The organism is Pseudonocardia terrae (assembly GCF_021343995.1).
GTDB classification, from domain to species: domain Bacteria; phylum Actinomycetota; class Actinomycetes; order Mycobacteriales; family Pseudonocardiaceae; genus Pseudonocardia; species Pseudonocardia terrae.
In genome coordinates, this window is sequence record NZ_JAJTTE010000015.1 from 74,317 (window position 1) to 89,123 (window position 14,807).

Genomic DNA, 14,807 nt, shown 5'->3' on the forward strand with positions numbered 1-14,807 from the left:
CCGCTACTGCTGCTGGGACGGCAGCTCGCCGCGGGCCATCCGACGGGCGACCTCCCGGCGCATCCACAGCACCGTGCCCCACACCAGGACGAAGAGCAGCCCGATCGCCAACAGGGAGAAGTGGAAGACCCCGGTGGCCAGCAGCCCGGCCTGCAGGACCAGCGCGAACCCCAGCCCCCAGGGCCGGCGCTGCAGCCCCGACGCGACGATCATCAGCACCCCGAGCACCAGCACGACGGTGATCGCGACCGGGTTGAGCGCACCCTGGGTGAACTTCGCGACGACGAGCACCCCGAGCAGCACCACGATCGCCTCGAGCACCAGCAGCCCCGCGCACACGCCGCGGAAGCCCTTCATCGGGTCCGTGGCGGGCGGTCGCACCGGCTCCGTGCTCACGCCTGCACCCCGCTCCCGGTCCCGCAGGGGGTCGCCGCGCCCACGCCGGCCCGGCCCCTGGTCACCGTGCTCACGCCGGCTCCTTCCCGAAGATCGACCGGGTCTCGCCCGCGGTCACCACCGAGCCGGTGACGATCACCCCGACGCCCGAGTCCCCGGCCTCCTCGGCCAGCTCGACGCCCTGGTCGATCGCCGCCGCCAGCTGTGGCTCGACGCTCACCCGGTCCCGCCCGAACACCTCGACGGCGAGCGCCGCCAGCTCGTCCGGGTCCATCGCGCGCGGCGACGAGTTCCTGGTCACCACGACCTCGTGCACCGCGGGTTCGAGTGCCTCCAGCAGGCCCTTCGCGTCCTTGTCCCGCATCACGCCGATCACCGCGACCAGCCGCGTGAACCGGAACTCCGACATCAGGGCGGCGGCCAGCGCGCGGGCGCCGTGCGGGTTGTGCGCGGCGTCGATCAGCACCGTCGGCCGTCCCGGCCCGCCCTGCATCGGCTCCAGTCGCCCGGGCGAGGTGACCGACGCGAAGGCCGCCCGCACCGCGTCGGGATCCAGCGGCTGCTGCGGCCCGGCCCCGACGAGGGCCTCCGCCGCGGCCAGCGCGATCGCCGCGTTCGACGCCTGGTGCTCGCCGTGCAGCGGCAGGAAGATGTCGTCGTACCGGCCCGACAGTCCCTGCAGCTCGAGCCGCTGCCCGCCCACGGCCAGCTCCCGCTCGCGCACGCCGAACTCCGCGCCCTCGCGGGCCACCTGGGCGTCGACCTCGGCGCAGCGCTCGATCAGCACCTCCGCCACGCCCTTGTCCTGTGCGGCGAGCACCGCGACGGAGCCGGGTTTGATGATCCCGGCCTTCTCCCGCGCGATCCCGAGCAGGTCCGTGCCGAGGTACTCGGCATGGTCGAGCCCGACCGGGGTGATCACGGCGACCCGGGCGTCGACGACGTTGGTCGCGTCCCAGCGCCCGCCCAGCCCGACCTCGACGATCCCGGCCTCGACGGGCGCGTCGGCGAACGCCGAGTACGCCATGGCCGTGAGCACCTCGAACTTGCTGAGCCTGATCTCGTTCTTCGCGTCGAGCAGGTCCACGAACGGCTCGACGTCCCGGTAGGCCTGCACGTACCGCTCGGGCGAGACCGGCCGGTCGTCCAGGTTGATCCGCTCCGTGGCCCGCTGCAGGTGCGGGCTGGTGTAGCGGCCCGTGCGCAGCCCGATCTCGGAGAGGATCGCGTCGACCATCCGGGCCGTCGACGTCTTGCCGTTCGTGCCGGTCAGGTGCACGACCGGGTAGCCGTTCTGCGGGTCTCCGAGGACCTCGACGAGCGCGCGGATCCGGTCCAGCGACGGCTCCATGACCGTCTCCGGCCAGCGCCGGTCCAGCTCGGCCTCGACGGCGAGGAACTCGGCGTACCCCGCCGCCGTGGACTGCGCGGGCACGACGTCCGGGGTGTCGGACCCGCGGATCTGGTCCAGGACGTGGGAGATCACCGCGTCCTGGGTCTGCTCCTCGGGGGCGCGGACCTCGCCCTCGCCCTCCGGGGGCTCCGGATCCGTCACCGCTCCGCGCCCCTCGCGCGCCGGGCCGGGCTCACGAGGATCATGAGGCCGGCAGCCCCTCGAGCCGGGCCGTGACCCGCTCGATCTCGGCGACGGCGGCCTCCCGCCGGGCCCGGATCCCGTCGACGACCGCGGCCGGGGCCTTCTCGGTGAACTTGGGGTTCCCGAGCTTCTTCTCGGCCTGCTCCAGCTCCTTCTGCGCGGCCGCGAGGTCACGCCCCAGCCGGGCGCGCTCGGCGGCGACGTCGATCGCCCCCGAGGTGTCCAGCTCGACGTGGACGGTCGCACCCGCCGACGCACTTCCTCCCGCGGTCGCACCCGCCGACGCACTTCCTCCCGCGGAGGCGCCGTCGACAGAGCCGAGCGCGACCTCGACCGTGGCGGTCGGCGCGAAGTCCGCGCCGGTCGGGTCGAGGCGGGTCAGGAAGCGGACGGCCTTCTCGTGCCCGGCCAGGCCCGCCGCCTCCAGCCCGACCAGTGCCGCCGCGACCGACCTGCGGTCCGGCAGGCCCTGCTCGGTGCGGAACCGGCGGACCTCGGTGATCAGCTTCTGCAGCGCCTCGACCCGCGCGACGGCCGCCGCGTCGACCGGGAGCCCGGTGTCCGCACCCGGCCACGTGGCCGTGACGACCGTCTCGCCGCCCGTCAGGGCGGTCCACAGCGCCTCGGTGACGAACGGGACGATCGGGTGCAGGATCCGCAGCAGCGCGTCCAGGACGTGGCCCAGGACGGCCCTGGTGCCCTCCGCGGTGGCCGGGTCGTCGAACTGCGGCTTGGCCAGCTCGAGGTACCAGTCGCAGAGCTCGTCCCAGGTGAAGTGGTAGAGCCCCTCGGTGGCCTTGGCGAACTGGAAGTCCTCCAGCAGCGCGTCCGTCTGCTCCCGGACCTCGCGCAGCCGGCCGAGGATCCAGCGGTCCGCGTCGGTGGGCTCCTGGGGCAGGGGCAGCGCCGGGTCGGCGCCGTTGGCCAGCGCGAACCGGACGGCGTTCCACAGCTTGGTGGTGAAGTTTCGCGAGCCCGCGACCCACTCCGTGGACAACGACATGTCCGTGCCCGGGTTGGACCCGCGGGCGATGGTGAACCGCAGCGCGTCGGCCCCGTAGGCGTCGATCAGCTCGAGCGGGTCGATGACGTTGCCCTTGGACTTCGACATCTTGCGGCCGTGCTCGTCCCGGATGAGGCCGTGCAGGTAGACGTGCTCGAACGGCGAGCGGCCCATGGCGTAGGTGCCGAACATCATCATCCGGACGACCCAGAAGAACAGGATGTCGTAGCCGGTGACCAGGACGGAGTTCGGATAGTACCGCTCCAGGTCCGGGGTCTCCTCCGGCCAGCCGAGCGTGGAGAACGGCCACAGCCCCGAGGAGAACCAGGTGTCGAGGACGTCCTCGTCCTGGCGCCAGCCCTCGCCGGTCGGCGGCTCCTCGTCCGGCCCGACGCAGACCGTCTCGCCGTCGGGGCCGTACCAGACCGGGATGCGGTGGCCCCACCACAGCTGCCGGGAGATGCACCAGTCGTGCATGTTGTCGACCCAGTCGAAGAACCGGGAGGCCATCTCCGGCGGGTGGATCGAGGTCTCGCCCGAGCGGACCGCGTCCCCGGAGGCCTTGGCCAGCGACTCGACCTTGACCCACCACTGCAGCGACAGCCGCGGCTCGATCGGGACGCCGGTGCGCGAGTCGTGCCCGACGGAGTGGGTGTACGGCCGCTTCTCGGCGACGATCCGGCCCTCGGCGCGCAGCTGCTCGCGGATGGCCTCGCGTGCGGCGAACCGGTCCATGCCGTCGAACTCCGTGCCCGAGTTCGCGATGACCCCGGACTCGTCCATGATCGTCGGCATCGGCAGGTCGTGCCGGCGGCCCATCTCGAAGTCGTTCGGGTCGTGCGCCGGGGTGATCTTCAGCGCGCCGGTGCCGAACTCGGGGTCGACGTACGGGTCGGCGATGACCGGGACGTCCCGCCCGGTGATGGGCATGCGGACGGTGCGCCCGACGAGGTGGGCGTAGCGCTCGTCCTCCGGGTGGACCGCGACGGCGGTGTCGCCCAGCATCGTCTCGACGCGGGTGGTGGCGACGACGACCGAGTCCTCGCCCTCGCCGTACCGGATGGAGACGAGCTCGCCCTCGACCTCCTTGTGGTCGACCTCGATGTCCGAGATGGCGCTCTGCAGGGCGGGCGACCAGTTGACCAGGCGCTCCGCCCGGTAGATCAGCCCCTCGTCGAACATCTTCTTGAAGACGGCCCGGACGGCGCGGGAGAGGCCCTCGTCGAGCGTGAACCGCTCGCGGGTCCAGTCGACCCCGTCCCCCAGCCGCTTCATCTGGCCGAGGATCGCGCCGCCGGACTCGGCCTTCCACTCCCAGACGCGGCGGACGAACTCCTCGCGGCCGAGCTCGCGGCGCGTCGGCTCGCCGGCCTCGGCCAGCCGGCGCTCGACGACGCTCTGGGTGGCGATGCCCGCGTGGTCCATGCCCGGCAGCCACAGCGCGTCGTACCCCTGCATGCGGCGGCGCCGGGTCAGGACGTCGATCAGCGTGTGGTCCATGGCGTGCCCGAGGTGCAGGCTGCCCGTCACGTTCGGTGGCGGGATGACGATGCAGTACGGCGGCTTGCCCGACGCCGGGTCCGCCTCGAAGTAGCCGCGGTCGACCCACCGCTGGTACAGGACACCCTCTACCTCCGCCGGGTTCCACTTCGGCGGGAGGGGTGCGGTGCGCGCTGGGAGGGTCTCGGTCACGCCGTCGAGTCTACGAGCCCGGTACGACACGTTTCCGCGGGTGGGTGGCGCCCGGTCACCGGCCTCGCACGGGCAGGAACACGACGTGCAGGTGGTCGAAGCCGAGCACCGGGGCGAGGCGGCGGGCGCGCACCAGGCCGGGGTCGAGCGCGCGCACCGCCCCGCTGGTGGGCTCGTAGACCCGCCAGGTCCCGTCGTCGGCGATCCGCAGGGCGAGGCAGTAGTGCCGGGGCACCAGCGACCCCACGAGCAGCGGGACCGGCCGCCGCGCGGCGAGGGCGGCCTCGACCTCCCGGATCGCGGTGTGGGTGTCCGCCGGCGAGGCGTCGTCGACGAACCGGATGCGGTAGCGGCCGGCCGCGGGGGCGTGGGTGTGCAGCCAGCGCAGGAAGCCCCAGGGGGTGGTGCCGAGCGCCCGCGGCCAGAAGCGGTTGGTGGCGGCGTGGATCTCGTGCTGGCGCGCGTCGTAACGGGCGGCGAACCCGCGGACGATCCCGCCCCCGTCGGTCTCGCGCAGTTCCAGCCGCTCCACCTCGGCGGGGTCCGCCCAGGTGGCGAGCGCGAGGAGCACCGCGCTGCCGCAGGTGGTGCCGTCGACCTGGTCGAGCCGCGCGCCCCCGTGCCGCTGCTCCCCCAGCGCCTCGCCGATGAGCGGCCTGCGTTCGCCGGACAGGACCTTCACGGCCGCCACCGGCACCGGCACGGGGCGGGAGACCAGCCGTTGGGCCGCCCGCCCGATCGCCGACACCGTCCGCACGCGGTCACGGTAGCGGGGGCCATCCGCAGCGACGAGTGGACGGGCCGGGCCTGCCCCGCGCCGGTTCCCGATCTACGTTGGCGCCATGAGCACGGAGCTGACCCCGGAGATCGTCGAGTTCCTCAACCACGGCACCCGCACCGGGATGCTGGCCTGGACGGCGACGGACGGCCGCCCCCTGGCCGCCCCGGTGTGGTTCCTGGTCGAGGACGGCACGCTGATCTTCAACACCGGCAGGGACACGGCGAAGGGCCGGGCGCTCGCGCGCGATCCGCGGGTCGCGCTGGCGGTCGACCTGCCGGCGCCGCCGTACGCGTTCGTGCAGGTCCAAGGCCTGGCCGAGACGAGCGAGGACCCCGTCGAGCTGCTCCGGACCGCCACCGCGCTTGGCCGGCGCTACATGGGCGCCGACCGGGCGGAGGAGTTCGGGAAGCGCAACGGGGTCCCCGGGGAGCTGCTGGTCCGGGTGCGCCCGACCAAGGTCGTGGCGCACCTGGACGTGTCGGGCTGAGCTCTCAGCCCCGGTTGTCGGGATCGTTCGACGGGACGCCGCGCTCGGCGTCGGCGTCCCAGCCCTCGGCGAGGGCGGAGATCTTCTGCGCGTAGTCCGCGGCGGCGACCTGCGGCTCCTCCGCCCGTCCCGCGGCCACGCCGATCAGGAAGGCGGTCACCGGCGCGGCCGGCCGGCTCACGCCGTGCGCGACGTCCGACGTCAGGTCGAGCACCGCGTTCACGCTCTTCTCGCTGTCCACCTGGCCCTCGAGCCCCAGCTCGCGGGTCACGGCGGTGATCCACTCCGACATGGCCTTCGCGTCGTCACTCACGCCGGGAAGGTACCCCGGAGCACGGGGGGCGAACCCCGGCCGAAGTGCCCGCGGACCGGCCGCGGGACGCTCAGCCGGAGAAGACCGCGGGGATCTTCAGCAGCAGGGCGATCAGCCCGTACAGGAAAGGCGCCGCGACCCACACCCACGCCAGCACGACGAGGGCGACGGGCGGGCGGCCCGTGCGGTCCGGTGTGCTCGTGCTCATGCCCGTGCCTCCTCGCTGCGTGCGGCCCGATCCGGCTCGTGCCACTTGTCCGCCACCGGTCGCACCAGCTCGTTGGCCACGAAGCCGAGCACCAGCAGCACGATCATCACCGTGAAGGCGGGGGTGTACTTGGCCGGGCCGGGGACGTCCGCCCGCGCGTCGGCGAAGGCGTTGACGATGATCGGGCCGAGCACGCCCGCGGTGGACCAGGCCGTGAGCAGCCGGCCGTGGATGGCGCCGACCTGGTAGGTGCCGAACAGGTCGCGCAGGTACGCCGGGACCGTCGAGAACCCCGCGCCGTAGAACGACAGGATCAGGACCGTGCAGATCAGGAAGACGGCCTTGTTGCCCTCGCCGATGAACGTCAGCGCCACGTAGAGCAGCGCCCCGAGGCCCAGGTAGAGCCGGTAGATGTTCTTGCGGCCGATGAGGTCGGAGACCGTCGACCAGACGAAGCGGCCGAGCATGTTCGCCAGCGACAGGATCGACACGAAGGCCGTGGCGGCGGCGGTGAGCGTCTGCGCCGGCGAGGCGTCGCGGAAGAAGTCCTGGTAGATGGGGTTGGCCCGCTCGAGGATGCCGATGCCGGCGGTCACGTTGAAGCACAGCACGATCCACAACAGCCAGAACTGCGGCGTCTTGATGGCGTTCGCGGCCGAGACGCTCGCGGTGCTGACCATCGTCCGCGCCTTCTGCACCGCCGGATCCCACCCGGCCGGCTTCCAGCCCTCGGCCGGGACGCGGATGAGCAGCCAGCCCATCGTCATGAACACGGCGTAGACCACGCCGTGGATGAGGAACGCGAGCGCGATGCCGTCCGGGTCCGGGGCGTTCCCCGTGGCGCCGAAGGCCGACAGCATCGACGCGGTCCACGGGTTGGCGATCAGCGCGCCGCCGCCGAAGCCCATGATCGCGATGCCGGTCGCCAGGCCGGGCCGGTCGGGGAACCACTTGATCAGCGTGGACACGGGCGAGATGTAGCCGATACCCAGCCCGATCCCGCCGATGCCGCCGTACCCCAGGATGACCAGCCAGAACTGCCCCAGCCAGATGCCCAGCGCCGAGATCAGGAAGCCTGATACGAAGCATGTCGACGCGACCACCATCGCCCAGCGCGGGCCGTTGGTGTCGACCTTCGTGCCGAACACCGCCGCGGAGATGCCGAGCATCACGATGCCCAGCGTGAAGGGCAGCGCGCTGAGCACGCCGCTGATGTGCAGGCCCTTCTCCAGCGCACCCTTGAACGCGCTCCACGCGTAGACCTGCCCGATCGCGAGGTGGATCGACAGCGCGGCAGGCGGGATGAGCCAGCGGCTCCAGCCCGGTGAGGCCACGATTCGTTCCCGCGAGAGGAACCCCGGCGTTTCCGACACGCAGCCACCTCCGTGCGTTGTGCGGGCGAACCGTATGTCGTGGTCGTCGACGCGGCAATTCGTGGCATACCTCGCTTCCCCGGCGGCCGACCGTCCGGCGTGTGCCCGCCGTGTGGTGGAGTGGGCGGGTGAGTGCACCGCTGACCGGGATCCGTGTGGTGTCGTTCGACCACGCCGTCTCCGTGCCCTACGCCGGGCGGCTGCTCGCCGACCTCGGCGCCGACGTCGTCAAGGTCGAACGACCGGGCGGGGGCGACTTCGCCCGCGGCTACGACGCCGCCTGCGGCGACGTCTCCTCCTACTTCGCGTGGATCAACCGCGGCAAGCGCTCGGTGGTGCTCGACCTGAAGTCGGCGGACGGGCTCGCCGCGGCGCTCCGCCTCGTCGACACCGCCGACGTCGTGCTGGCCAACCTCGGCCCCGGCGCCACCGCTCGGCTCGGCCTCGACGGCGACGCTCTCCGCGGCCGCCGGCCCTCGCTCATCACCTGCGAGCTGTCGGGCTACGGCGAGGGCGGGCCCTCCGCCGGGCGCAAGGCGTACGACGCGCTCATCCAGTCCGAGGCCGGCCTGCTCGAGCTGACCGGTGACGGCGACGTGACGGCCCGCGCGGGCATCTCCGTCGCCGACATCGCGGCCGGGGTGCAGGTCCAGTCCGCGGTCCTGGCGGCGCTGTTCCACCGGGAGCGCACGGGCGAGGGGGCCACGCTGCGGATCTCGCTGCTCGAGGCGCTCACCGAGTGGATGCACCAGCCGATGCTGTACGCGCTCGGCACCGGGCGGGCGCCCGCGCGCTCCGGCGGGCACCACCCGTCGATCGCGCCGTACGGGCCCTTCCCCTGCGCCGACGGCGCCGTCCACCTGGCGGTGCAGAACGAGCGGGAGTGGTTGCGGCTCTGCACGACCGTGCTCGGCGACCCGGCGATCGCGGTCGACGAGCGCTTCGCCTCGGTGCGGGCGCGGGTGGAGCACCGCGACGAGCTGCACGCGCTGCTGCACACCCGCTTCGCCGAGCTCACCCAGCAGCGGCTCGGCGCGCTGCTCGACGAGGCCGACATCGCCTGGTCCGCGGTCGGGCACGTCGCCGAACTCCCCCGGCACCCGCAGCTGGTCGCCCGCGCCCGGTTCGTGGGGGTCCGGGTGCCGGGCGGCGAGGCCGTGCCGATGGCCGTCCCGCCCGTCGACTCGAGCGCCTGGCCCCCGCCGCTCGACGCCGAGGTCCCCGCCCTGGGCGCGCACACCGCCGAGGTCCTCGGCGAGCTCGGCTACAGCGAAGAGGACATCGAGAAGCTCACCGGCTGAGCGTCAGGGAGTCATAACGCCCACAACCCGACTTCGAGGGCGTTATGGAGCCATAACGCAACGGAGCCCAGGCTCAGGACGAGTGATGGAGCACAACGCGACAGAGGCGCGAGCCCAGGGCAAGTTATAGAGCCACAACGCGACAGAGGCGCCAGGCCAGGGCGAGTTATGGAACCACAACGCAACAGAGGCGCGGTGGTGCGGGCAGAGCGCCCGGGGGCGACCGTCCATGATCATTGCAAGTGTGCGGCGGTGGTCGTCTCGACAGCCGCGAGTCACCCGCGGCAACGGCCAAGTTCGGCTGAGTTGATCGCTACGAGCATGCACTCACGGTCCCCTCTCCAGCCCTCACCGCACACCGACGGCGATCACGACCGAGCTCGGCTGAGTTGATCGCTGCGAGCATGCACTCACGGTCCCCTCTCCGGCCCTCACCGCACACCGGCGGCGATCACGGCCAAGTTCGGCTGAGTTGATCGCTGCGAGCATGCACTCACGGTCCCCTCTCCAGCCCTCACCGCACACCGGCGGCGATCACGGTCCGGCGCCGTCACGGTCGACCGCCGCATGCGTACAGGTGGCCCGCCGACTGCACCCAGCGCACACGACCGCCTTCACGACGAGGCAACGAGCCGACCGCCTCCATGATCGTCTCGAGGGTGCCCTCACGGTCGTCAGCACAGCCCTCAGGCCACGCTGACGGCGATCATGGCCAAGCCCGGCTGAGGTGATCGTTACCAGGGTGCCCCCACGGTCGTCAGCACAGCCCTCACGTGACGCTGACGGCGATCTTCGTCGAGCCGGCCGGGGTGATCGTGACGAGACTGCCCTGACGGTCGTCACCACATCCCTCGGACGATGCCGACAGCGATCGTGGTGAGCCGGTCGCCCACAGGGCCTGTCCATGATCATTGCGGGAGTGCGGTGAGGGTTCCGTCGACAGCCCTCACCGCACGCCTGCGACGATCAAGCGCCGGGCGAGCCTACGACGATCAAGCGCCGGGTGAGAACGCGGAACGCCCGCCCTCGACGAGAGGGCGGGCGTTCGCGGAAGCTCGCTCAGGCGGAGCGCTCGCCCCGCTCCCGGCGCTGCGGGCGTCGCGGCACGATCGTCGGGTTGACGTTCTCCTTCACCGTCTCCTCGGTCACGACCACCTTCGCCACGTCCGTGCGGCTCGGGATGTCGTACATGACGGGGAGGAGCACCTCCTCCATGATCGCGCGGAGGCCACGTGCGCCGGTGCCCCGCAGGATCGCCTGGTCGGCGACCGCCTCGAGCGCGTCGTCGGTGAACTCCAGCTCGACGCCGTCCATCTCGAAGAGCTTGCGGTACTGCTTGACCAGCGCGTTGCGCGGCTCGGTCAGGATCTTGACCAGGGCGTCCTTGTCGAGCGAGGTCACCGAGGCCACGACCGGGAGCCGGCCGATGAACTCGGGGATCAGCCCGAACTTGATGAGGTCCTCGGGCATCGTGTCGGCGAAGCTCTCGGAGTTGTCCAGGTCCGACTTCGACCGGATCTCCGCGCCGAAGCCCAGCCCGCGCCGCCCGACCCGGTCCGAGATGATCTTCTCGAGGCCCGCGAACGCGCCCGCCACGATGAACAGCACGTTCGTCGTGTCGATCTGGATGAACTCCTGGTGCGGGTGCTTGCGCCCCCCCTGCGGGGGCACCGAGGCGGTGGTGCCCTCGAGGATCTTCAGCAGCGCCTGCTGCACGCCCTCGCCGGAGACGTCCCGGGTGATCGACGGGTTCTCCGACTTGCGGGCGATCTTGTCGACCTCGTCGATGTAGATGATCCCGGTCTCGGCCCGCTTGACGTCGTAGTCCGCCGCCTGGATGAGCTTGAGCAGGATGTTCTCGACGTCCTCGCCGACGTACCCGGCCTCGGTCAGCGCCGTGGCGTCCGCGATCGCGAACGGCACGTTCAGCAGCTTGGCGAGGGTCTGCGCGAGGTAGGTCTTGCCGCAGCCGGTGGGGCCGAGCATGAGGATGTTCGACTTCGCCAGCTCGACGCCGTCGCCGTCGCCCCGGGCGCGGTCACCCGCCTGGATGCGCTTGTAGTGGTTGTAGACCGCCACCGAGAGCGTGCGCTTGGTGGCCGACTGCCCGACGACGTACTGGTCGAGGAACTCGTGGATCTCCGCCGGCTTCGGAAGCTCGTCGAGCTTCACGTCGCCCGTCTCGGCGAGCTCCTCCTCGATGATCTCGTTGCAGAGATCGATGCACTCGTCGCAGATGTAGACGCCGGGCCCGGCGATGAGCTTCTTGACCTGCTTCTGACTCTTCCCGCAGAAAGAGCACTTCAGCAGGTCACCGCCGTCACCGATGCGTGCCATGAGTGCAGCCCCAGTCCCATCCGGCGCGCCCTCGTCCGGGCGCACCCACGTCGTCATGACGGTACCTGCCGGAGCCCCTCGCTGCGAAGGATCGCGGCGACCCTGTCGGAATCGGGTCGGCAGGCGGTCGTTCTGCGTTCCACCCCACAACAGGTGCGGGTGGGTGCGGTGGCCCGGGCCGCCGGACGACGGTCGGGGCCACCGCCGACGGTCTAGCCGACCGCGGACAGCTTCCGGCTCTGGATGATCTCGTCGACGATCCCGTACTCCTTGGCCTCCTCGGCCGTGAGGATCCGGTCCCGCTCGATGTCGTCGTGCACCTGCTCGGGCGTGCGCCCGCTGTGCCGCGCGAGGGTGCTCTCCAGCAGCTTGCGCATGCGGGTGATCTCGGCGGCCTGGATCTCCAGGTCGGACACCTGGCCGTAGAAGCCCTCGGTGGCCGGCTGGTGGATCAGGATGCGGGCGTTCTGCACCGCGAGGCGCCGCCCCGGGGTGCCCGCCGCCAGCAGCACGGCCGCGGCCGACGCCGCCTGCCCGAGGCAGACGGTCTGGATGTCGGGGCGGATGAACTGCATGGTGTCGTAGATCGCCATCAGCGACGTGAACGAGCCGCCGGGCGAGTTGATGTACATCGAGATCTCGCGGTCCGGGTCCGCGGACTCGAGGCACAGCAGCTGCGCCATGACGTCGTTGGCCGACGCGTCGTCGATCTGCACCCCGAGGAAGATGATGCGCTCCTCGAAGAGCTTGTTGTACGGGTTCGACTCCTTGACCCCGTAGCTCGTGCGCTCCACGAAGGACGGCAGCACGTACCGGCTCTGCGCCGACCTCGGCGCGCCGCCCCCGGGCATCTGGAAACCGCTCACGACGAGCTCCCGTTCTCGCTCGGCTGCGGGAGGTCGCCCGCCCGCGAGATGACGTGGTCGACGAAGCCGTACTCAAGGGCCTCCTGCGCGGAGAACCACCGGTCACGGTCGAAGTCCTGGGTGATCCGCTCGACGGTCTGCCCGGTGTGCCCGGCGATCAGCTCCGCCATCTCCTGCTTGTGCCGGCGGAACAGCTCGGCCTGGATGCGGATGTCCGACTCCGAGCCGCCGACGCCGGCCGACGGCTGGTGCATCAGGATCTGGGTGTGCGGCAGCGCGAAGCGCTTGCCCGGGGTGCCTGCCGAGAGCAGGAACTGTCCCATCGACGCGGCCAGGCCCATCGCCGTGGTGGCCACGTCGCAGGGGATGAACTCCATCGTGTCGAAGATGGCCATCCCCGCGGTGACCGAGCCGCCCGGCGAGTTGATGTAGAGGTTGATGTCCGCCTCGGGGTCCTCCGCGGCGAGCAGCAGCATCTGCGCGGCGATCCGGTTGGCGATCTCGTCGTCGACCTGCTGCCCGAGCACCACGATGCGCTGCTGCAGCAGCCGCTCGAACACCGAGTCGGACAGCGTCATGCTCGAGGGGGCCGAGCGCATCTGCAGCGCGCGGCGGTCCTCCACGAGGCGGTCCGCGGTCGACCGCGGACCGGTGTCCTGCTGACTCACTTCACCCTGCCTTCTGCTGGCGTCACTCGGGGGTCGTCTTCTCCGGCGGGCCGCCGCGGGATCGTGTCCCGCCGGCGGCCCGTTCCGTTGCTTCGATCCCGACCCTACGCGGCTGCGGCACCCCGCGTCCGCGGACGGGGCGCGTGTTCGCCGACAGCGCAGCGACCACTCGTCCGTGCAGGTCAGGCGTGTGCGCTCAGGCCTTGCCGGCCGCCGGGCCCGCTGCCTCGGTGCCCACCGCGGCGTCGGACGCGTCGTCGGCCGCCGGGGCCTCGACGACCTCGGTCGCCTCGGCGTCGGCGGGGGCGTCGGCAGAGACGTCGGCAGCCTCGGCGGCGGCTTCCGGGGCCTCCCCGGCGTCCACCGCGACGGCGCCGTCCTCCGGGCCGAGCAGGTCCGACAGGTCCACCGGCTCGCCCGCGGCGTCGGTGACGGTGGCGGCGCGGACGGCGACGATCAGCGCCTTGCTCCGCCGCACGTCCGAGAAGATGGCGCCGAGCTGGCCCGCCTGCTGGATGCGCTGGACGAACTCCTCCGGCGCCATGCCGTACTGCTGGGCCTGGTAGATGATCCGCTCGGTGAGCTCCTGGTCGCCGACCTGGACCTCCTCGGCGTCGGCCAGCGCGTCGAGCACCAGGCGGGTCTTGACCGACTTCTCGGCCTCGGCTCGCGTCTCGGTGTCGAACTCCTCGCGGGTCTTGCCCTGCTTCTCGAGGAACTCGTTGAACTGCTCGTCGCTGTGGTCGAACGCGTGCACCGCGTCGTGGTGGCGGGACTCGACCTCGGCCTCGACGATGCTCTCCGGCAGCGGGACCTCGGTGTTGTCGACGATCTCGTCGAGCACCTTGTCGCGGGCCTGGGTGACCTGCTCCATCCGGCGCACCCGGCCGAGCCGCTCCCGCAGGTCGGCGGTGAGCTCGTCGAGGCTGTCGAACTCGCTCGCCAGCTGGGCGAACTCGTCGTCGGCGTCGGGGAGCTGGCGCTCCTTGACCGCGGTGACCTTGACGGTGACCTCGGCGTCGCGGTCCGCGTACTCGCCCGCGACCAGCTTCGAGGTGAAGGTCTTCTCCTCGCCGGCGGACAGGCCGGTGATGGCCTCGTCGATGCCGTCGATCAGGCCGCCCTGGCCGACCTGGTACGAGTACCCGGTCGTCGTGGCCTCCTCGATCTCCTTGCCGTCGACGGCGGCGGAGAGGTCGATCTGGACGAAGTCGTCCGCCTGCGCGGCGCGCTCCACGCCGGTCAGCGTGCCGAACCGGGCGCGCAGCTGGTCGAGCTGCTCGGTGACCTGCTCGTCGGTCACCTCGACGTCGTCGACCTGCACGGTGATGCCGTCGAGGTCCGGGAGCGTGATCTCCGGGCGGACGTCGACCTCCGCGGTGAAGGCGACCTTGTCCCCGTCGGCGAGCTCGGTGACCTCGATGTTCGGCTGGCCGATCGGCTTGACGTCCTCGGCGGCCTGGACGGCCTCGGAGTACTTGGCCGGGACGGCCGCGTTGATCACCTCGTCCAGCACGACGCCGCGGCCGAGCCGGGCGTCGAGGATGCGGGCCGGCGCCTTGCCCGGGCGGAAGCCGGGGATGCGGACCTGCTGCGCGATCTTCTTGTACGCGCGGTCGAAGTCGGGCTTGAGCTCGTCGAACGGCACCTCGACTGTGAGCTTGACGCGTGTCGGGCCGATGTGCTCGACGGTGCTCTTCACGGTGGAACTCCTCGGACTGCTGTGTGGCTCTGCTGTGTGACGGGGCCTGCTCGGTTCGTACCTCGGTGCGACCGGCGGCACGA

General features: G+C 71.7%; 13 protein-coding genes. 2 read left to right on the forward strand and 11 right to left on the reverse strand.

The window, feature by feature from the left end:
- Positions 1–3: 3 nt before the first annotated feature.
- From LWC33_RS12500 to LWC33_RS12515, 4 genes are all read right to left on the reverse strand, one after another.
- Positions 4–396, reverse strand: coding sequence for a DUF4233 domain-containing protein (locus tag LWC33_RS12500; RefSeq protein ID WP_233304480.1), 393 nt, complete (start codon positions 394–396; stop codon positions 4–6).
- 70 nt (positions 397–466) lie between these two features.
- Positions 467–1,951 carry a bifunctional tetrahydrofolate synthase/dihydrofolate synthase gene (folC, locus tag LWC33_RS12505; protein WP_372476599.1) on the reverse strand — a complete coding sequence of 495 codons (1,485 nt, stop codon included), beginning with the start codon at positions 1,949–1,951 and terminating at the stop codon, positions 467–469.
- 40 nt (positions 1,952–1,991) lie between these two features.
- Positions 1,992–4,688, reverse strand: a complete 2,697-nt coding sequence (locus LWC33_RS12510; RefSeq protein ID WP_233304481.1) for a valine--tRNA ligase — start codon at positions 4,686–4,688, stop codon at positions 1,992–1,994.
- A gap of 55 nt (positions 4,689–4,743) precedes the next feature.
- Positions 4,744–5,445: a hypothetical protein gene (locus tag LWC33_RS12515; RefSeq protein ID WP_233304483.1), complete on the reverse strand. Its 702-nt coding sequence runs from the start codon at positions 5,443–5,445 to the stop codon at positions 4,744–4,746.
- 85 nt (positions 5,446–5,530) lie between these two features.
- Here LWC33_RS12515 and LWC33_RS12520 point away from each other — a divergent pair, with 85 nt between their 5' ends.
- Positions 5,531–5,956: a PPOX class F420-dependent oxidoreductase gene (locus tag LWC33_RS12520; protein WP_233304484.1), complete on the forward strand. Its 426-nt coding sequence runs from the start codon at positions 5,531–5,533 to the stop codon at positions 5,954–5,956.
- Positions 5,957–5,960: 4 nt separating this feature from the next.
- Here the strand turns inward: LWC33_RS12520 and LWC33_RS12525 are convergent, their stop codons facing one another.
- The 3 genes from LWC33_RS12525 to LWC33_RS12535 form a co-directional block, all read right to left on the reverse strand.
- Positions 5,961–6,269: a DUF6457 domain-containing protein gene (locus LWC33_RS12525; RefSeq protein ID WP_233304486.1), complete on the reverse strand. Its 309-nt coding sequence runs from the start codon at positions 6,267–6,269 to the stop codon at positions 5,961–5,963.
- 70 nt (positions 6,270–6,339) lie between these two features.
- Positions 6,340–6,477 carry an MFS transporter small subunit gene (locus LWC33_RS12530; RefSeq protein WP_232870863.1) on the reverse strand — a complete coding sequence of 46 codons (138 nt, stop codon included), beginning with the start codon at positions 6,475–6,477 and terminating at the stop codon, positions 6,340–6,342.
- Complete coding sequence (locus tag LWC33_RS12535; protein ID WP_233304487.1) at positions 6,474–7,850, reverse strand: OFA family MFS transporter; 1,377 nt, start codon at positions 7,848–7,850, stop codon at positions 6,474–6,476. Before LWC33_RS12535 ends, LWC33_RS12530 begins: the two co-directional genes overlap by 4 nt.
- A 128-nt stretch (positions 7,851–7,978) precedes the next feature.
- On the opposite strand from LWC33_RS12535, the gene LWC33_RS12540 reads away from it, so the two are divergent.
- Complete coding sequence (locus LWC33_RS12540; RefSeq protein WP_233304488.1) at positions 7,979–9,151, forward strand: CaiB/BaiF CoA transferase family protein; 1,173 nt, start codon at positions 7,979–7,981, stop codon at positions 9,149–9,151.
- A 1,059-nt stretch (positions 9,152–10,210) separates the two neighbouring features.
- Here LWC33_RS12540 and clpX read toward each other — a convergent pair.
- The 4 genes from clpX to tig form a co-directional block, all read right to left on the reverse strand.
- Entirely contained in the window at positions 10,211–11,488 is a 1,278-nt protein-coding gene (gene clpX, locus LWC33_RS12545; RefSeq protein ID WP_037043315.1) for an ATP-dependent Clp protease ATP-binding subunit ClpX, read from the reverse strand.
- Positions 11,489–11,700: 212 nt separating this feature from the next.
- A complete protein-coding gene (locus LWC33_RS12550; protein WP_233304543.1) occupies positions 11,701–12,339 on the reverse strand; it encodes an ATP-dependent Clp protease proteolytic subunit in 639 nt (212 codons plus the stop codon).
- 11 nt (positions 12,340–12,350) lie between these two features.
- Positions 12,351–12,953, reverse strand: a complete 603-nt coding sequence (locus tag LWC33_RS12555) for a ClpP family protease (RefSeq protein WP_051737195.1) — start codon at positions 12,951–12,953, stop codon at positions 12,351–12,353.
- Between the two features lie 265 nt (positions 12,954–13,218).
- Positions 13,219–14,724 (reverse strand): trigger factor, encoded by a 1,506-nt coding sequence (tig, locus tag LWC33_RS12560; protein WP_233304489.1) that lies wholly within the window; start codon positions 14,722–14,724, stop codon positions 13,219–13,221.
- Between the last annotated feature and the right edge of the window lie 83 nt (positions 14,725–14,807).